The following is an 18,106-nucleotide window of genomic DNA, read 5'->3' as shown; positions in this document are numbered from 1 at the left end:
GTGCGCGCCGCTGAATGCGGGCGGACATCCCCTGATTGGAGCAGGCATGGCCTGGAACACCCCTGGCAGTGACAATTCCGGCGGTCCTAACGGACGAAATCCCCGCCGCCGGCCCGGCGGCCGCGGCCTGGACGCCCTGATCGATCCACTGCGCGGGCTGTTCGGCGGTGGTGCCGGTGGCGGCGGGAGCATCCTGCGCTGGGTCGGCATCGTGTTCGCCCTGTGGCTGGTGTTCAACTGCTTCGTCCTGGTGACCGAGCAGGAACGCGGCGTCGTGCTGCGCTTCGGCCAGTTCGCCCGCGTGCTCGATCCCGGCCCGCACTTCAAGGCGCCGTGGCCGATCGAGCGCGTGACCAAGGTCAACGCCACGCAGAGCAACGCCTACAGCGACACCGTCCCGGTGTTCACGCGCGACGCGAACATGGTGAACGTCGAGATCAACGTGCAGTACCGCATCGGCGATCCGCAGATGTACCTGTTCGGTTCGCGCGACGCCGACCGCGTGCTGAAGGAAGCCGCGCAGAGCGCGGTGCGCGAGCAGGTCGGCCGTTCGGACCTGGATACCGTGCTCAACGCGCGCTCCGAACTCACCACGACGGTGCGCCAGCAGTTGCAGGCTTCGCTGCAGACCTATCGCACCGGCCTCTTCGTCACCGAGCTCAACCTGCCCAACGCCCGTCCGCCGGATGAGGTGAAGGACGCGTTCGACGAAGTGCAGCGCGCCGCGTCGGACAAGACCACGCAGATCAACCAGGCGCAGGCCTACGCCAAGCAGGTCGTGCCCGAAGCACGCGGCCAGGCCGCCCAGGTGCGCGCCGCGGCGGAAGGCTACAAGACCGCCTCGATCGCGCGCGCCGAAGGTGACGCGTCGCGTTTCTCGCAGATGGTCGAGGAGTACAAGAACGCGCCGGAAGTCACGCGCAAGCGCCTGTGGCTGGACACGGTGCAGGACGTGCTGTCCGACAACCGCACCATCGTCGGTGGCGACGGTCGCAACGTGATCTACGTGCCGATGGGCGAGCGCCGCGCGCCGACGCCCACGCCGAATTCGCCGCTGCTGACGCCGGACCTGCTGGCGCCGCCGACCACCACCGAATCGTCCGATTCGGCCCGCCCGACACGCTCGCCCCGGCCCTCCGGACGCGAGGAGGTGACCCGATGAAGTTCTCCCTCTGGATCGCCCTGGTCGTCGCGGCGCTGTTCGCGCTGCTAGGTTCGGTATTCGTGGTCAGCGAAGGCCACAGCGCCATCGTGCTGAACCTCGGCCGCGTGGTACGCACCGACATCGGCCCCGGCCTGCATTTCAAGTGGCCGCTGGTGGAATCGGCGCGCGTGTTCGATCGCCGCCTGCAGGTGCTCGACGCCGAACCCGAGCGCTACCTGACCTTCGACAAGCAGAACGTCAGCGTCGACTTCTTCGCGCTGGGTCGCATCAACGACATGCGCGCGTTCTATCGGGCAACCGGCGGCGACGAGACGACTGCGGTCGCGCGACTGGCGCCGATCATCCGCGATTCGCTGCGCAACGAGATCAACTCGCGCACGCTGCAGCAAGTGGTGTCGGGCGATCGCACGGCGGTCATCGGCCGCCAGCTGGAGGCGATCAATCAGGGCGCCGAAACGCTGGGCGTGAAGATCGTCGACATCCGCATCAAGCGCATCGACCTTCCGCAGGACAGCAATGTCGTCGGCTCGGTCTACAACCAGATGCGCAGCCAGCGCCTGCAGGTCGCGAGCCAGCTGCGCGCCGAAGGCCTGGAGCAAGCACAGGCGATCCGCGCGAAGGCCGATCGCGACAAGCAGGTGATCGTTGCCGAGGCCGAGCGCGATGCGCAGAAGCTGCGAGGCGAGGGCGATGCCGAAGCTACGCGCCTGTACGCGCAGGCGGCGAACCGCGATCCGGCATTCTTCGCCTTCCAGCGCAGTCTGGATGCGTACCGCAAGTCGTTCGCCAATGGCGACGGCGTGATCGTGCTGAGCAAGGACGACCCGTTCCTGCAGTACCTGCGTTCGGACCGTTGAACGATCGAGCATGGCGCTGGAACTGATTTCGGCCCTGTGCCTGGTCGCGGTGCTGGAGGGACTGTTCCTGTTCGTCGCGCCACGCGGCTGGAAGCGGGCCGCCGAGCAGCTCCACGCCTTGCCGGACCGGCACCTGCGGGTCGTCGGGGCGGTCGTGGTGGGGCTCGGCCTGCTGTCGCTGTGGCTCGTGCGCGCCGCCTGAGGCGGCTCGCGACGACCACCGTCCGGTGGCTGACCTGATCGAATCGGTCAGTTCGCCCATGTGAAGGCCGATCGGCGCGCGAATCGGCGACCGATCATCGTGGCGGGGTGGTCCCGCCCACCCAAAACCCGGATAATGCACAAAAGCCGGACGGGGCCCAGCGCCCCGCCGGCTTTCTTGCTGTTTGCGGGGCGCGCAACGCGCATGCCCCCAGGCGGCCCGGCCGCGCGGCCATCCAATGCAATGGAGTCAGGAGCTTCGAAATGGGTCAGTCAGTCGTCGTTCTCGGTGCCCAGTGGGGCGATGAAGGCAAGGGCAAGATCGTCGATCTGCTCACGCAGGACATCGGGGCGGTGGTGCGTTTCCAGGGCGGCCACAATGCCGGCCACACGCTGGTCATCGGCGGCAAGAAGACCGTCCTTCACCTGATTCCGTCCGGCATCCTGCGCGAAGGCGCGCTGTGCCTGATCGGCAACGGCGTCGTGCTGTCGCCGGCGGCGCTGAAGAAGGAAATCGCCGAACTGGAAGCCAACGGCGTGGACGTGCGTTCGCGCCTGAAGATCAGCCCGGCGACGCCGCTGATCATGCCGTACCACATCGCGCTGGATCAGGCCCGCGAGAAGGCCGCCGGCGGCAAGGCCATCGGCACCACCGGCCGCGGCATCGGCCCGGCGTACGAGGACAAGGTCGCGCGTCGCGGCATCCGCGTGGCGGACCTGCACTACCCGCAGCAGCTCGCCGAGAAGCTGCGCACCACAATGGACTACCACAACTTCGTCCTCACCAAGTACCTGGGCGTGGAAGCGGTGGACTTCCAGCAGACGCTGGACGAAGCGCTCGCGTTCGGCGAATACGTCGAGCCGATGAAGTCCGACGTGGCCGGCATCCTCCACGACCTGCGCAAGCAGGGCCGCAAGGTGCTGTTCGAAGGCGCGCAGGGTTCGCTGCTCGATATCGACCACGGCACGTACCCGTACGTCACGTCGTCCAACACCACCGTCGGCGGCGCGTATGCCGGTACCGGCGTGGGCGCGGACGCGATCGACTACGTGCTCGGCATCGCCAAGGCCTACGCCACGCGCGTCGGCGGCGGTCCGTTCCCGACCGAACTGGACGACGACGTGGGCCAGGGCCTGCGCGATCGCGGTGCGGAGTACGGCGCGACCACCGGTCGCCCGCGCCGCTGCGGCTGGATGGACATCGTCGCGCTGCGTCGCGCAGTGGCCGTCAACGGCATCACCGGCCTGTGCATCACCAAGCTCGACGTGCTCGACGGCATGGAGAAGCTGAAGATCTGCATCGCCTACGAATACCGCGGCAAGCGCACCGAGTACGCGCCGCTGGATGCGGCGGGCTGGGAAGAGTGCACGCCGGTGTACCTGGAGTTCCCCGGCTGGGAAGAGAACACCCACGGCATCACCGAGTGGGACAAGCTGCCGCCGGCCGCACGCGCCTACCTGCGCGCGCTGGAGGAACTGGCCGGCTGCCCGATCGCCATCGTCAGCACCGGGCCCGACCGCGACGCCACGATGGTGCTGCAGGATCCGTTCGCCTGATCCAGGGTTCCCGCGCGTAACGAAAAGGCCCCGCATGGCGGGGCCTTTTTTTGTTTCCGTGCTCCGGCGCGGTAGGGCCAGGACGTCGAATCAGCGGCCTTCGCCGTTCATGCCGCGCTCGATGATTTCCAGGATCGTCGCCAGCGGCACGCCGAACGAGCCGGCGCGGCCCGCATCGAAGGCCTGCTTCCACTCCCGGTAACCCTGCTGGTAGATCGGGTCGATCGGCCGCGTGCCTTCCAGCGTCGTGGCGCTCTGTTCGAGCACGGTGCGCGTGACCGGCACGTGCATCAGCTTGTCCATGATCCCGCCCGGCAGCCGCGGATTGCGAACGCGCACGCCATAGACGGTCGCATGGAAGATCTGGCCGCCGAGCGGATGTTCGTCGATGCGGTTGATCAGCAGCGTCGGCGTCTCGATGAGCGAGCGGCCGGTGCAGCGCCAGAGCTGGCCGACGGCGAAATCCGGGTTGGAGGCAGGCGTGTTCATGCAGGAACGTCGTGCGGAAAGGAGGCGATCATGATGCCTCGCGCTCCCGTCGCGCGAACGTGCCGAAGCGGTCGCTTCGGCACGTCACGCCGCCGCGGCGAACGCACTGGCGCCGTGCGTGCGGAAGACCGACACCGCGTTGCCGAGCTGCGCCGCCTGGTCGACCATCGACTTCGCCGTGGCGGAAGCTTCCTCCACCAGCGCCGCGTTCTGCTGCGTCGCCTCGTCCATGTGCACGACGGTGCGGCTGACCTGCTCGATGCCGGTGGCCTGCTCCTGCGATGCGGCGGCAATTTCCGACATCAGGCCGGTCACGCGCTGCACCGAGTCGACGATGCGCTGCATCGTGCCGCCGGCCTGCGAGACCAGCTGCGAGCCGCTCGCGACCTGCGACACCGAGTCGTCGATCAGGCCCTTGATCTCCTTCGCCGCGCTCGCCGAGCGCTGCGCGAGTGCGCGCACTTCGCCCGCCACCACGGCGAAGCCGCGGCCCTGTTCGCCGGCGCGCGCCGCTTCCACCGCCGCGTTGAGCGCGAGGATGTTCGTCTGGAACGCGATGCCGTCGATCACGCCGATGATTTCGGCGATGCGGCGCGACGACTTCTCGATGCCTTCCATCGTCGCGACGACGTCGCCGACCACGCGCCCGCCATCGCGCGCCACGTCGGCCGCATCGGCCGCCTGCTGGCTGGCTTCGCGGGCGGTCTGCGCGTTCTGCCGGACCGTTGTGGTCAGTTCCTCCATCGAGGCCGCGGTTTCCTCGAGGCTTGCGGCCTGCTGCTCGGTGCGTTGCGCGAGGTCGTTGTTGCCCGCGGAAATCTCGGCGGCGGCGCCGTTGATGGCGCGCGTCGCCTCGGCGATGCCGCCGACGATGTCCACCAGCTGCGCGACTGTCGCGTTCGCGTCGTCGCGCATGGTGGCGAACACGCCGCGATGCTCGCCCGTCATGCGGGCGGTGAGGTCGCCGTCGGCGATGGCGCGGAGCAGCGCCGAGACCTGTTGCAGGTTGTCGTTCGTGCCGGACATGAGGCGGTTGAGACCGCCGACCATGTCGCGGAAGTCGTGCTGGAACGCGGCTTCGTCGCCGCGCGTGGCGAAGTCGCCCGCGGCCGCGCACGCCACGAGGCGGCGGATCTCGGCGTTGATCGCGGCGAGGTTCCGCTTGGAGTCGGCCATCGCCTGCGTGATCGACGCCTTCTCGCCGGGAAGTTCGGGCATGTCGACCGACAGATCGCCCACGGCGTAGCGCTGCATCACGCCGAGCATGCGCTCGATCAGCGCCACCTGCGCGGCGACCAGCGCATTGGTGTCCTCGACCATGCGACCGAAGGCGCCCGGGAAGCGCGCGGCGTCCATGCGGAAATTCATCTCGCCTGCGTCGTGGCGGGAGGACATGTCGGCCTGTGCCGCGGAAACGGCGGTCAGCGTCGCGGTCATGTCTAGCATGGCGCGGGCGAGGGTGCCGATTTCGTCGCGTGTAGTCACGGTGAGACGGGCGTCGAGTTCGCCGCGCGAGACCGACTGCGCGGCGCGTGCGACGTCCACGATCGGGCGCACGATCGCGCGTCGCACCCACCAGCCGAGCAGCGTTATCAGCGCGAGCGCGGCGACAACGGTGAGGGTGGCGGCGATCACGAGGCTGCGGCGCGAATCCTGCGAGTTCTTCTGCACGGCCGCATCGGCCAGCACCTTGGTGCGGTCGATCAGCGACTCGAGCGTCTGCGTGGGTTCGCGGTCCATGCCGCGCACGGCGGCGTCGCCGGCGCGCGTGTCGTATCCCGAATCGGCGAAGGTCGCGAGCGCGGTGAGGTAATGCGACTGCAGCGTTGCGTGCTGCGCGGCGAAATCGCGTGCGATCTTCGCCGCATCGGCATCGGCCAGGCCGTCGGCGAGTCGCCGCGTGAGGTCCTGCACCTGCGTGCCGTTGTCCTTGAATGCGGCGAGGTGCTTTTCACGCAACGCCGGATCGCTGCCACGGATCAGAACGTTCTTCCATTCCTGCACTTGTGCGCGGAATTCGCGGCCCACACGCTCGGCGTCGGTGGCCTGCTGGACCTGAAGCGGGACTTCAGTTGAAAGGTTCAGCCAAGCCGAGGCGAGGCCGCCGAGCGCGCAGAACAGGATGACGGTGAGGCCGAGCGCGAGCGCGCCCAGCAGTTTGGTTTGCAGACTGGTCGTACGAGGGGAGGTCATGGGAATTCTCGAGGCCTGAGGGATGCAGGACCTCCCTTCCCCGCGCAAGCCGGTATCGGCTCGCAGGCGCCGCTCTTTAGCGGCCCAAGCGCATTCCGCGTTCAGTTCTCGCGCGTGTTTTGCGCTCAGAAGAGCATGTCGATCCAGCCCGCAGCCGCCGTGGCAAGGCTTCCGGACAGCACGCCGAACACCGCGATGGCGATGATGCCCGCAGCCCATGCCACCGCCATCAGCCAGCCATCGCGTTCGAGCAGCGCGAAAGCGAACAGCAGCAGCAACGCGCCGAACAGGTAGTTCGTGAACGGAATCGGCAGCGAGAGCAGCAGCCCGAGCAACACCAGCAGCACGCCGGTGAAGAAGTCGGCGACGCGGTGGTCGAGCAGCACCGGCAGGCGCGGCTTCACGACTTTCTCCAGGCGCGTGAGCCAAGGCGCGAGGAGGTCGCGGAAACGCGCCATGGCATGGCGATGCGGACCGCGCCGTGCGAGGAACTTCGGCAGCCACGGCTGGCGCAGGCCTATCAGCAACTGCAGTCCGATGAGGATCACCAGCGGTCCGCTGATCGCGCCGCCGACGCCCGGGATGGGGATGAACGCCGGGATCGTCGAGACGAACAGCAGCATGCCGAAGGACCGGTCGCCCAGGCCGTGCAGCACGTCGCCCATGCGCAGCTGTTCGTCAGGATTCCCCGCCGCGAAGACATCCAGCAGTGCGCGCGTGCCGGCTTCGCGGTATTCGTGGCGGTCCTGGTCAGCCGGAGGCGTCATCCGTCACCGGCTCCGGTTCGGGACGCCTGGACAGCAGCAGCTTGTCGATGCGCGGACCGTCCAGGTCCACGACCTCGATGCGCCACTGCGCCCAGTCGAAATATTCGCCCACGTAGGGAATGCGGCCGAAATGCGCGATCACCATGCCGGCGGCGGTATGGAAATCGTGTTCGTCCTCGTCGGGCAGGCGGCCGCTGCCGATGAGTTCGCGCAGGTCTTCCACCGGCAGCGAACCGTCGATCAGGAACGAGCCGTCGGCGCGTTCCACCACCGGTGCGTGGCTGTCGTCCTCGGCCTCTCCCATGGCGCCGCCGATCGCGTGCACGCGGCCGACGATGGCGTCCATCAGGTCGGCGACGGTGACCATGCCGGTGACGTCGCCGTATTCGTCGACGACGAGCGCGAGCGACTGCTGCTCCTCGCGGAAGATTTCCAGCAGCTTCATCGCATGCGTGGACTCGGACACGAACAGCGGCTCGCGCAGTTCCTTGAACAGGTCCGGCGCCTTTTCGTCGAGGCGGTCGAGCAGCGACTTCACCTCGAGGATGCCGAGCACCTCGCTGTCGTTCTCGCGATACACCGGATAGCGCGAGAACGGCGTCTCGCGCATGGTCGCGAGGTTCTCGGCGAAATCGGCAGCCGCGTCGAGCCAGGTGATGCGCGTGCGCGGCGTCATCAGGCTTTCGGCGGTGCGATCTCCCAGGCCGAGCACGCGGTTCATCATCTTGCGTTCGTCGGCGTCGATTACGCCCTGCTCGTGGCCTTCGGTCACCAGCAGCCGGATTTCCTCTTCGCTGATGGCGCTACGTGCGTCGTCCTTCACGCCAAGCAGGCGCAGGAAGAAGCGGTTGATCGCGCCAAGGCCGGCGACGATCGGTCGTGCGACGCGCGACAGCCAGTACAGCGGGATCGCCACCGCGCACGCGATGCGCTCCGATGCCGTGAGCGCCAGTCGCTTGGGAATCAGTTCGCCGAAGATGACGGACGCGGCAGTGATCAGCGTGACCGCGGTGCCAATGCCGATGGCGCGCGCGTACTGGGCCGCATCGGGCCACATGCCCTGCAGCCAGCCCGCGATGGCCAGGCCGATGGATTCGCCGCCGAAGGTACCGGTGAGGACGCCGATGCCGGTGATGCCGACCTGCACGGTGGAGAGCAGGTTGTCGGGATGCTCGGCCAGCTCGTACGCGACCTGCGCGCCGCGGCTGGTTTCGGCCATCTGCTTGAGTTTGATCTTGCGCGAAGTCATCAGCGCCATCTCCGACATCGCGAAGAAGGCGTTGAGGACGATCAGGGCAATGACGATCAGCAGTTCCAGCATGCGGTCCGTCCGTCAGGATGTTGGCAGGCTGGGGTGCAGGCGCCGTGAGGGTGGCGCAGGCGCGCGCAGGCGGGGGCGGGCGGCCGTTCTGGGTCGTCGTCCATTGCGTAATGGCAGGGTGAAAAGGGGGATGAGCGTTCTGGATGGTAGCAGGACGGCCGAAATCAACCCGTATGGATGGCACCAGGCGCGCGCCGGTGTCCCCAAACCGTCATAATTCGCCCCGCAGACCCACCGAGCCGGCCATTCCGGCACCACGAGGCCCCCTCCGCATGTTCTCCCTGCAAACGATCTTCGGCCAAGGCAACCAGTTCTATACGCTGCTGGAAGAGGCCGCCGTCGCCGCCCACGACAGCACCAAGGCGCTCCACGCGATGCTCAAGGCCGCCGATCGCCAGCCGGCGCTGGACGCCTTCAAGCTGGCCCGCCAGCGCGAACGCGAAGCCTCGGACAAGATCAGCTTCGAGCTGGTCAACAGCTTCATCACGCCGATCGAGCGCGAGGACATCGAAGCCCTGGCCTCGGCGCTGTACAAGATCCCCAAGCAGGTCGAGAAGTTCGCCGACCGCTACTCGCTTGCCACGCGCCACCTGGAGCACATCGACTTCGCCCCGCGCGCGGCGATGCTCGAGCAGGCGTCGGCCGTGGTGGTGAAGATGGTGCACGAGCTGCGCAACCTGAAGCTCGAACCGATGAAGGCGCTCAACGACCAGCTGCGCTCCATCGAGAACGAAGCCGACCGCCTGATGCTGGAGCTCTACCGCGACATCTACTCCGGTCGCCTGGACAACCTGCAGATGTTCCTGCTCAAGGAGTTCTTCGAGATCCTGGAGAAGGCCATCGACCGTTGCCGCGAGGCCGGCGTGGTCGCCTACGAAATCGTGTTGAAGAACTCGTAAGGGGTCGGTCCGATGCTGACCCTGGTCCTGGTCGTGGTATTCGCGGCGCTCGCCTTCGAATACATCAACGGCTTCCATGACACCGCCAACTCCATCGCCACCGTCGTGGCGACGAAGGTGCTGTCGCCGATACAGGCCGTGATGCTGGCCGCGAGCACCAACCTGCTCGGCGCGCTGTGGGGCACGGCGGTGGCCAAGACGATCGCGTCGGGCCTGCTGGACACCGGCGTGGTGGAAGTCACCTCGCAGCTGATCCTGTGCGCGCTGCTGGGCGCGATCGTGTGGAACCTGATCACGTGGTGGAAGGGCCTGCCGTCCTCGTCCTCGCACGCGCTCATCGGCGGCCTGTGCGGCGCGGCCGTCGCCGCGGCCAGCAACAACTTCCATTCGGTGATCTGGTCGCATCCCGCGGACCCCTGGTACAAGAGCGCCGGCGTGCTGTGGAAGGTGGTCGTGCCGATGTTTTCGTCGCCGCTGCTGGGCTTCGCTGCCGGCTTCGTGGTGATGGGCGTGCTGTTCGCGATCATCTCCTTCATGGCCAGCAGCGGTGGCGTGCTGGCGCGCATGGCGCGCCCGCGCTGGGTCAACGCGTTCTTCGGCAAGGCGCAGCTGGTGTCGGCGGCCGGCATGGGCTTCGCGCACGGCATGAACGACGCGCAGAAGACGATGGGCATCATCGCGCTGGCGCTGGTCGGCGCGCAGTCGGCCGGCACGCTGGACAACCTGCCGTCGTGGCTGGCGTTCCTGCATCCGTCGCAGGCGGCGCTTGAAAACAACGATATCGACCTGTGGATCAAGCTCACCTGCGCCGTGGTGATGGCCGCCGGTACTGCCGCTGGCGGCTGGCGCATCATCAAGACGCTCGGCCACAAGCTGGTGAAGCTGCATCCGATCAACGGCTTCGCGGCCGAAACCAGCGCGGCGGCGGTGATCATGGCGGCGTCCTCGCTCGGTATCCCGGTCTCGACCACGCACAACATCTCCTCGGCGATCATGGGCGTGGGCACGGCCAAGCGCTTCAACGCGATCAAGTGGACGGTGGTTGAGAAGATGATCTGGGCGTGGATCCTCACGATCCCGGCCGCCGGCGGTATCGCCTACGCGTTCTTCGAGCTGTTCCGGTTCTTCGGCTGGGCTTGAGGCCTTGTCACGAACATGAAAAAGGCCCGCGATGCGGGCCTTTTCTTCAGGTGCTTGCGGACGACCTCAGAACAGATCGCCGCCTGCCGACAGCATGCGTTCCATGCGATCGCCCAGGCCACCGATCTCTAGCACGAGGCGGTCGATTTCCGCCGGGTCCAGGCCGTCGTAGGGGCGGTTCTCGCACAGTTGCAGGTGCGGGACGCCGTCGAGGTCGCCGATGGCGAGGTAACCCACGCGGCTTTCCCAGTTGAAGATGAGCGCGCGCTTGGCGTCCAGGCCGGTGATCGGCGCGACGGCCGTGCTCACGCGCAGGTACGGACGTCCGTCGTCGTCGTCCAGCTCGGACAGGAAGATCGCCTGGTGGCGGGTGCCGTGTTCGAGCGACAGTTCGATGCACAGCACGTCGACGTCGTGGTCGGTCAGGCGGAATTTCGCGGCCTGGAGGTGGCTGCGGATCGAATCGAAGTTGCGCACGGAGAGCGGCTCCTGCCGGGGGAGACCGGTATGCTACCGCGATGGGCAAGCCCGCTGCCGACGACGCACATGGACGGATTCTTGCCGCGATCCGCGCGATCCCGGCGGGCGAGGTCGCAGGCTACGGCGAAGTGGCCCGCCGCGCGGGCCTGCCCGGTCGCGCACGGCTCGTGGCACGCCTGCTCGGCCAGAACGAGGATCCGGCGCTGCCGTGGCATCGCGTCCTGCGTTCGGATGGCCGCATCGCGTTCCCCGAAGGTTCGAAGGGATTCCGCGAACAGAGCCAGCGCCTGCGCGCAGAAGGCGTGTGCGTGGAATCGGGCAAGGTGAAGGGCCAGCGCGCCGCCGCGACGCTGGACGAGCAGATGTGGGGCATGCCGATGTCGCCTCCCGCCGCGCGCAAACGCAGCAGCGCCGCGACGAAGCCGACCCGGGCCGCTCGGAAGGCGCCCACGCCGGCCACGACCCGACGCGCCACGCGCGGCTGACGGCCGCCTCGCCCGACCGTGTATCGCGCGCGAACGCAACCGGCCTTCGCGACGGCTACCATGTAGCGCACTCGAAGGAGCCGCGATGTTTTCCAACCTTCCCCCCGTCACCAAGGCCCTGCTGATCGCGAACGGACTGGTGTTCGTGCTGCAGCTGATCATCGGCGACGTCGCACTGGCGCAGTTCATGCTCTGGCCGCCGCACAGCGATGCCGATCTGTACGGCGTCGGTTTCATGCCGTGGCAGGTCGTCACCTACGGCTTCATGCATGGCGGTTTCGCCCACCTGTTGTTCAACATGCTCGCGCTGGCGATGTTCGGTGCGCCGCTGGAACACGTGTGGGGCGATCGTCGCTATCTCACGTACTACATGGTCTGCATCGTCGGCGCGGCGCTGTGCCAGCTGGCGGTGGGCATGTGGACGGTGTCGCAGGGCGAGCCGGCGTATCCGACGGTGGGCGCCTCCGGGGGCATCTTCGGCCTGCTGCTCGCGTACGGCATGCTGTTCCCGAACCAGCGCGTGATGCTGCTGATTCCGCCGATCCCGATGAAGGCGCGCACGCTGGTGATCGTCTACGGCGCGATCGAGCTGCTGCTGGGCATCACCAACACGATGCCGGGCGTGGCGCATTTCGCGCACCTGGGCGGCATGCTGTTCGGCTGGCTGCTGATCCGCTACTGGCGCGGGCAGCCGCCGTTCGGACGCAAGGGGCCGCCGAAGATGCGGGTGGTGAGATAGCAGGGGCCGTCACCCCTGCAAAAGCCGGATCCAGGCCTCAGGTCCGAAGGCATTCCAGCGAACGCTGGAATGCCTTTTTGCGTTACGGGAACAGCCGAACCTGTTGATCCGCCGCCAGTTGCATCGCGTTGCCCGGCTTGCACGCATTCGCCTCGCCGAACGACGGCTGGTTGCGCAGCGGGCCGTTCGTGCGCCACTGGCCCGGTGCGTGCACGCTGGTGGCGGCGCGCTGGCGTGCGATTTCCTCGGTCATCCGCTGCGGCCACAGCGACGCCCAGCCCTTGTAGAACGACTGCTGCGCCGGCTTCGCGGCCGACGGTTCGGCACTGCCGAACGCCGACCACGCCAGCTCGACGCCCGCCAGGTCGGCGATGTTCTCGTCCGCGGTCTGCGCGCCGTTGACCTTCACGCCTTTCAGTTCGGGATAGTCGAAGCCCGAGTACTGCGCGGCGATGCGCTTGCTCAATCCATCCCACGCGCTGGTTTCGGTCGGCGTCCACCAGTCGCGCAGTTCCTGTTTCGAATCGACGTAGCGGCCGCGGTTGTCGAAGCCGTGGCTCAGTTCGTGGCCGACCAGCGCGCCGTACGAACCGTACAGCCACGCCGCGTCCTTCGTTGTGTCGAACACCGGCGGCTGCAGCATCGCGGCGGTGACGATCAGGCGGTTCTGCGTGATGTCGTAGGCGAGCGAAGGATCCTGCGGCAGCACGTCCCAGCGGCGATCGGCGTTGCCGCGACCGATGCGCTTCATTTCCTCGCGATGCCGCCACGTGGAGGCGATCAGCATGTTGCTGCCGAAGCTGCCGCGGCCCATCGGCTGCACGGTGTAATCGAGATCGCGATTGGGCGTGCCGACCTCGATCTTCAGCCTGTCGAGCTTCGTCTTCGCCTCGGCCTTCGCCGCCGCGCTGAAACGCGTGTCGCGATCGAGCGCCTGTCCGAGCGCCTCGCGCACCTGTTTTGCGATGTCCTCGGCGCGTTTGTCCGTGGCGGGCGAGTAGTAACGCGCCGCGTATTCGTGGCCGACCATCGGGCCGGCCGCGAGCGTGATCGCATCCAGCACCTGCTGCGGACGTGACTGGGGCGCGGCGAGTCCGCGCAGCACGCGGCCGCGGAACTCGAACTCCGCATCGCGGAACGACTTGGCCAGGTACGGCGCCATCGCATCGCCCACGCGCCAGCGCAGGTAGGCCTTCCACTGCGCCGGCTTCAGGCTGCCGACCAGCGTGTCGAGCTGCGTGAACAACTGCGGGTTCGCCATCGATACGCGATCGTCGGTGACGCCCTGCGCCTTGAGGAAATCGCCCAGCTGCAGGCGCTTGTACTGCTTGGCGAGCGTTTTCGTATCGACCGGCGCGAAGTTCGCGCGCGGATCGCGCAGGTCGATCAGCGACTTCGACGCGGTCGCGATGCGCGTCTCCAGGTCGAGCACCGCCTGCGCATCGGTCTTGATCTGCGCTTCCGGCGTACCGGTCAGCGCGAGGATCTTCTCGATGTAGTTGCGGTAACGGCCCATCAGCGCCTGCGTGTCGGCGTCGTTGCGCGTGTAGTAGGCCGGGTCGGGCAGGCCGAGGCCGCCCTGCGCGAAATAGCCGATGTGGCGTTCGAGATCCTGCAGGTCGACGTCGGCGCCGAAGTTGAACACCACCGGGATGCCGACCTGGTGCAGTGCGGCGATCGAGGGCGGGATGTCCTTTGCATTCTTGATGGCATCGATGCGCGCGATCAGCGGTGCGATCGGCTGCGCGCCATCGCGCTCGACGGCTGCTTCGTCCAGGCCGCTGGCCCAGAAGTCGCCGAGCAGCTTCTGCACGTTGTTCTGCGGCGACTTCGACGCGGCATCCAGCAGCTCCAGCTGCTGCTGGCGCGAACGTGCGGCCAGCTGCTCCAGCGCGGAGGTAGAGCCAGACGCGGGCGGCGTCGTGTTGCTGCGCAGCCAGTCGGCATTGGCGCTGGCGTAGAAGTCGCTGCAGGCGGTGGGCGCGGCCGGGGCCTTCGGCTTGGCCGCGCGCTTCTTCTGCGCGTCGGCGTGGGGCATGGCGATGAGGCAGGCGATCAGCGCGCAGGCGAGCGGACGAACGTTCATGGCGGCTCCGTACCTGGGGGAGGGCAGGGTGGCCGGAGTCTAGCAACGGCGATGTGAGCGTCCGTCCTCACGCGCAGGGCGCCTTCGACGCAAAAAAGAAGGCCCGGGGAAACCCGGGCCTTCGCGCGGCCGACGACGAGTGCGGCCGTGTCTTACGGTGTGGCTTGCACGATTACCAGATGACGACCTGCTTGTCGCCTTCGCGCACCATCGGCTGGCCCGGCTTGCACTCGAACGCGGCGGCGAATGCCGGCAGGTTCGACGGCGCACCGATCGCGCGGAAGTTGGCCGGCGCGTGCGGGTCGGTCTTCAGGCGGACCTGCAGTTCTTCCGGCTTGAAGTTGCGGCGCCACACGGTGCCCCAGTTGAGGAAGAAGCGCTGGTCGCGCGTCAGGCCGTCAGTCTTCGGGTCTTCCTTGCCTTCGGTCGCCTTCTTCATCGCGTCGTAGGCCGTGGCCAGGCCGCCGAGGTCGGCGATGTTCTCGCCCAGCGTCAGCTTGCCGTTGACGTGCGCGCCCTTGGCGGCTTCGTAACCGTTGAACTGCTGCACCAGCTTGTCGGTGCGGCCGGTGAAGCCCTTCGCGTCGGCGTCGGTCCACCAGTTCTCGAAATTGCCCGAAGCACCGAAGCGGCTGCCCTGGTCGTCGTAGCCGTGCGTCATCTCGTGGCCGATCACCGCACCGATGCCGCCGTAGTTGGTGGCGTCGTCGGCGTTGGGATCGAAGAACGGCGGCTGCAGGATGGCGGCCGGGAAGACGATCTCGTTCTGCAGCGGGTTGTAGTAGGCGTTCACCATCTGCGGCGGCATGCCCCATTCGGTGCGGTCGACCGGCTTGCCGATCTTGCCCAGGTTCCACTTGTAGTTGAACTCGTTGGCAGCCAGCACGTTGCCGATGTAGCTGTCGCGGCTGGTCTCAAGACCGGTCCAGTCGCGCCACTTGTCCGGGTAGCCGATCTTCGGCGTGAAGGCGGCCCACTTCTCCTCGGCCTTCTTCTTCGTTTCGTCGGACATCCAGGCCAGGCCTTCGATGCGCGTCTTTAGCGAGGCGGAGAGGTTCTTCACCAGCTCCTCCATGCGCGCCTTCGACTCGGCCGGGAAGGCCACCTTCACGTACATCTGGCCCATCGCTTCGCCGGCTTCGTTCTCGATCGTGTCGAGCACGCGCTTGCCGCGTTCCTTCAGCTCGGCCTGGCCGCGTAGGGTCTTGTTGTAGAAGTTGAAGTTTTCCTGCACGAAGTTGTCCGACAGGAACGGCGAGGCGCTGTCGACGGTGTGGAAGCGCAGGTAGCTCTGCCACTGCTGCGCCGGCACGTCGGCCAGCATCTTGCTGACCTCGGCATGGAACGCCGGCACCGACAGCGAGAACATCTTGGGCTGCGCGACGCCCTGCGAATCGAAGAACTTCGTCCACGGGAAGTTCGGCGCCAGCTTGTCGGCGTCGGCCAGGCTCACCGGGTTGTAGTACAGCGAGACGTCGCGCGAAAGTTCCTCGCTCGACTTGGACACCTTCGCCAGGCGGGTTTCAAACGCGATGACGTCCTGCGCCTGCTTGGCGGCGTCGGCGGCCGGCACGCCGGACAGTTCGAGCACCTTGGCGATGTGCGCCTGGTAGGCGTCGAGCTTTTCCTTGTTTTCCGGCTTGGTGTAGTACTCCTTGTCCGGCAGGCCCAGGCCGCCCTGCGAGGCGTAGGCGATGTTGTTCTTGGAGTCCTTGAAGTCCGCTTCGGCGCCGAAGCCGAACAGGTAGTTCTCACCCTTGGCGGCGCTGGTGCGGATGTAGTCGGCGATCTTCTCCGGGGTGTCGAGCGCGGCGATCGCGTCGAGCTTGCCCTGGATCGGCTTAATGCCCTGTTCGTTGATCTTCGCCGCGTCCATGCCGGTGGCCCAGAAGTCGCCGACGATCTTCTCGACGCCCTTGGCGTTCTTGTCGGCGCCGGCCTGCTCGGCCAGCTGGCGCTGCACGGCGGTGGAGCGCTCGTCCAGCATTTCGAACGCGCCCCACGAGGTGCGGTCGCCCGGGATGGCATTGGCGGCGAGCCACTTGCCGTTGACGTAACCGCCGAAGTCTTCGCACGCGTTCTTGGAGGTATCCAGGTCCGCGACGGTGAAGCGGTTCACGCCCGGCAGCTTGCTCTCGTCGAGCGTGTAGGCGACGGGCGCGTCGGCCGGCTTGGCGGCGTCGGCGGCCGGGGTAGCAGCTTCGTCCTTCTTCCCGCACGCGGTCAGCGCGGCGGCGACGGCGAGGGACAGGACGAGGACTTGGGGTTTGTTGAGGCTCACGAAGGGCTCCGGCCGGCAGGCATAAGGGAGTTGGGACAGGCCCCGGGACGGGGCGTTGGGCGACATTAGACCCGATTGTCCCAAGCCGAGGGTGTCGAAGGTCACGTTGACGGGGCGGCCGGGAACAGGCGGCTCGAGGCGTCGCACGCCCGGATCGGCAAAGCCGGCGTCGCCGGCCGCGGATGGCCGGCCTGCCGAGAGGGAAGGCCTGTTATCGCAACCGCTCGCGCGCTGAACGTATCCCTTGTGCCAGGGCGGCAGCGATTCCTAAGCTCCGCCGATCCGGAAAGGGGACATTCATGAAGAAAGTCGTATTCGCCCGCGTTTTTGCCGCGTTCGCGCTGGTCGCCAGCGCCTTCGCCGCAAACGCACAGGCCTGCAAGGACACCGCGGCCTACGAGCCGGCGCGAAAGATCATTGCGGACCTGGGCCGCATCGAAACGCCCAACGGCGTGCAGGAGTCCTACAAGGCCCGCATCAACGGCATCGACCAGTGGGTGAACGTCCGCGGGCAGGATCGCGACAACCCGATCGTCTTGTTCGTGCACGGCGGCCCGGCCTCGCCGTTGACGCCGACGCTGTGGCAGTTCCAGCGCCCGCTGGAGGAGTACTTCACGATGGTGACGTACGATCAGCGCGGCGCCGGCAAGACCTTCGTCGCCAATGACGAAGCGGAGGTCGCGGACACCATCCACATCCCGAACTTCGTCGACGACGTCGTCGCCATGGCCGAGGACGTGCGCGCGCGTTACGGCAAGCGCAAGCTGATCCTGATGGGGCACAGCTGGGGCACGATCATCGCGATGCAGGCGGCGCTGAAGCGGCCGGACCTGTTCCATGCCTACATCGGCGTCGGCCAAGTCATCAACGTGCGCGAGAATGAGCGCATCAGCTTCGACTACGCGATGGCGACGGCGAAGGCGAAGGGCAACGCGGAGGCGGTGCGGGAGATGGAAGCCATCGCGCCGTATCCCGGCAACACGCCGATCACGCGCGAACGCATCATCGCCGCGCGCAAGTGGGCGCAGTACTACGGCGGCCTCACGGCGTACCGCGACGAATCGACGTACTTCTATCGCGCGCCGCTGCTGTCGCCCGAATACACCGACGCCGAGCGTTGCGCCGTCGATGCCGGCAACGTGTTCACGCTCGGCCGCATCCTGCCGGAGTTCCTCGCGGTCGACATGTCCGGTGTGCGCGAATTTCCGATCCCGGTGCTGATGTTCATGGGGCGCCACGACTACACGACGCCGTCGGAGCCGACCGATGCGTGGCTGAAGCAGGTGAAGGCGCCGTACAAGCAGGGCGTGTGGTTCGAGCACGCCTCGCACATGGTGCCGTGGGAAGAGCCGGGCAAGCTGCTGGTGAGCCTCGTGCAGTACGTGCGGCCGCTCGCCGACGACACGCCCGGCGTCACGAAGAAGTAACGCCGCATCGCGTCTGCTT

The 18,106-nt window shown here is 67.3% G+C and carries 15 protein-coding genes and 1 pseudogene; 9 read left to right on the top strand and 7 right to left on the bottom strand.

Annotation, left to right across the window (positions count from 1 at the left end; all coding sequences use genetic code 11):
- The first annotated feature begins 46 nt into the window (after positions 1–46).
- From hflK to DX912_RS02750, 4 genes are all read left to right on the top strand, one after another.
- The gene (gene hflK, locus DX912_RS02765; RefSeq protein WP_115840899.1) at positions 47–1,162 is read left to right on the top strand and encodes an FtsH protease activity modulator HflK; all 1,116 of its coding nucleotides are present in this window, start codon (positions 47–49) and stop codon (positions 1,160–1,162) included.
- On the top strand, positions 1,159–2,022 hold the full coding sequence (hflC, locus tag DX912_RS02760; protein ID WP_115840898.1) for a protease modulator HflC: 864 nt from the start codon (positions 1,159–1,161) through the stop codon (positions 2,020–2,022). The genes hflK and hflC overlap by 4 nt, the downstream gene beginning before the upstream one ends.
- Positions 2,023–2,032: 10 nt before the next feature.
- On the top strand, positions 2,033–2,224 hold the full coding sequence (locus DX912_RS02755; RefSeq protein ID WP_115840897.1) for a DUF2065 domain-containing protein: 192 nt from the start codon (positions 2,033–2,035) through the stop codon (positions 2,222–2,224).
- Positions 2,225–2,487: 263 nt separating this feature from the next.
- A complete protein-coding gene (locus tag DX912_RS02750) occupies positions 2,488–3,780 on the top strand; it encodes an adenylosuccinate synthase (RefSeq protein ID WP_115840896.1) in 1,293 nt (430 codons plus the stop codon).
- A 90-nt stretch (positions 3,781–3,870) separates the two neighbouring features.
- Here the strand turns inward: DX912_RS02750 and DX912_RS02745 are convergent, their stop codons facing one another.
- The 4 genes from DX912_RS02745 to DX912_RS02730 form a co-directional block, all read right to left on the bottom strand.
- Positions 3,871–4,269 (bottom strand): hypothetical protein, encoded by a 399-nt coding sequence (locus tag DX912_RS02745; RefSeq protein WP_115840895.1) that lies wholly within the window; start codon positions 4,267–4,269, stop codon positions 3,871–3,873.
- Between the two features lie 84 nt (positions 4,270–4,353).
- Positions 4,354–6,462: a methyl-accepting chemotaxis protein gene (locus DX912_RS02740; protein ID WP_115840894.1), complete on the bottom strand. Its 2,109-nt coding sequence runs from the start codon at positions 6,460–6,462 to the stop codon at positions 4,354–4,356.
- A gap of 125 nt (positions 6,463–6,587) precedes the next feature.
- The gene (locus tag DX912_RS02735) at positions 6,588–7,229 is read right to left on the bottom strand and encodes an exopolysaccharide biosynthesis protein (protein WP_115840893.1); all 642 of its coding nucleotides are present in this window, start codon (positions 7,227–7,229) and stop codon (positions 6,588–6,590) included.
- Positions 7,213–8,550 (bottom strand): hemolysin family protein, encoded by a 1,338-nt coding sequence (locus DX912_RS02730; RefSeq protein WP_115840892.1) that lies wholly within the window; start codon positions 8,548–8,550, stop codon positions 7,213–7,215. The genes DX912_RS02735 and DX912_RS02730 overlap by 17 nt, the downstream gene beginning before the upstream one ends.
- Before the next feature lie 272 nt (positions 8,551–8,822).
- On the opposite strand from DX912_RS02730, the gene DX912_RS02725 reads away from it, so the two are divergent.
- Positions 8,823–9,449: a DUF47 domain-containing protein gene (locus tag DX912_RS02725; RefSeq protein WP_115840891.1), complete on the top strand. Its 627-nt coding sequence runs from the start codon at positions 8,823–8,825 to the stop codon at positions 9,447–9,449.
- Positions 9,450–9,461: 12 nt separating this feature from the next.
- A complete protein-coding gene (locus DX912_RS02720; RefSeq protein ID WP_115840890.1) occupies positions 9,462–10,589 on the top strand; it encodes an inorganic phosphate transporter in 1,128 nt (375 codons plus the stop codon).
- A 66-nt stretch (positions 10,590–10,655) separates the two neighbouring features.
- On the opposite strand, the gene DX912_RS02715 is transcribed toward DX912_RS02720, so the two are convergent.
- Entirely contained in the window at positions 10,656–11,066 is a 411-nt protein-coding gene (locus tag DX912_RS02715) for a hypothetical protein (protein WP_115840889.1), read from the bottom strand.
- 41 nt (positions 11,067–11,107) lie between these two features.
- Between DX912_RS02715 and DX912_RS02710 the strand changes: the two are divergent.
- Positions 11,108–11,440 (top strand): annotated as a pseudogene (locus DX912_RS02710) (MGMT family protein); the annotation flags it as partial.
- A 199-nt stretch (positions 11,441–11,639) separates the two neighbouring features.
- The gene (locus DX912_RS02705; protein ID WP_115840887.1) at positions 11,640–12,293 is read left to right on the top strand and encodes a rhomboid family intramembrane serine protease; all 654 of its coding nucleotides are present in this window, start codon (positions 11,640–11,642) and stop codon (positions 12,291–12,293) included.
- An 82-nt stretch (positions 12,294–12,375) separates the two neighbouring features.
- Here DX912_RS02705 and DX912_RS02700 read toward each other — a convergent pair whose 3' ends face one another.
- A complete protein-coding gene (locus DX912_RS02700) occupies positions 12,376–14,379 on the bottom strand; it encodes a M13 family metallopeptidase (RefSeq protein ID WP_115840886.1) in 2,004 nt (667 codons plus the stop codon).
- A 172-nt stretch (positions 14,380–14,551) separates the two neighbouring features.
- Entirely contained in the window at positions 14,552–16,726 is a 2,175-nt protein-coding gene (locus DX912_RS02695; protein ID WP_115840885.1) for a M13 family metallopeptidase, read from the bottom strand.
- Between the two features lie 233 nt (positions 16,727–16,959).
- Between DX912_RS02695 and DX912_RS02690 the strand changes: the two genes are divergently transcribed.
- Positions 16,960–18,087 carry an alpha/beta fold hydrolase gene (locus tag DX912_RS02690; RefSeq protein ID WP_115840884.1) on the top strand — a complete coding sequence of 376 codons (1,128 nt, stop codon included), beginning with the start codon at positions 16,960–16,962 and terminating at the stop codon, positions 18,085–18,087.
- The last annotated feature ends 19 nt before the right edge of the window (positions 18,088–18,106 follow it).

This window comes from Lysobacter soli, from assembly GCF_003382285.1.
GTDB classification, from domain to species: Bacteria; Pseudomonadota; Gammaproteobacteria; order Xanthomonadales; family Xanthomonadaceae; genus Lysobacter_J; species Lysobacter_J soli.
The sequence above is the reverse complement of the archived record's forward strand: the minus strand, read 5'-3'. Positions and strand labels throughout refer to the sequence as shown.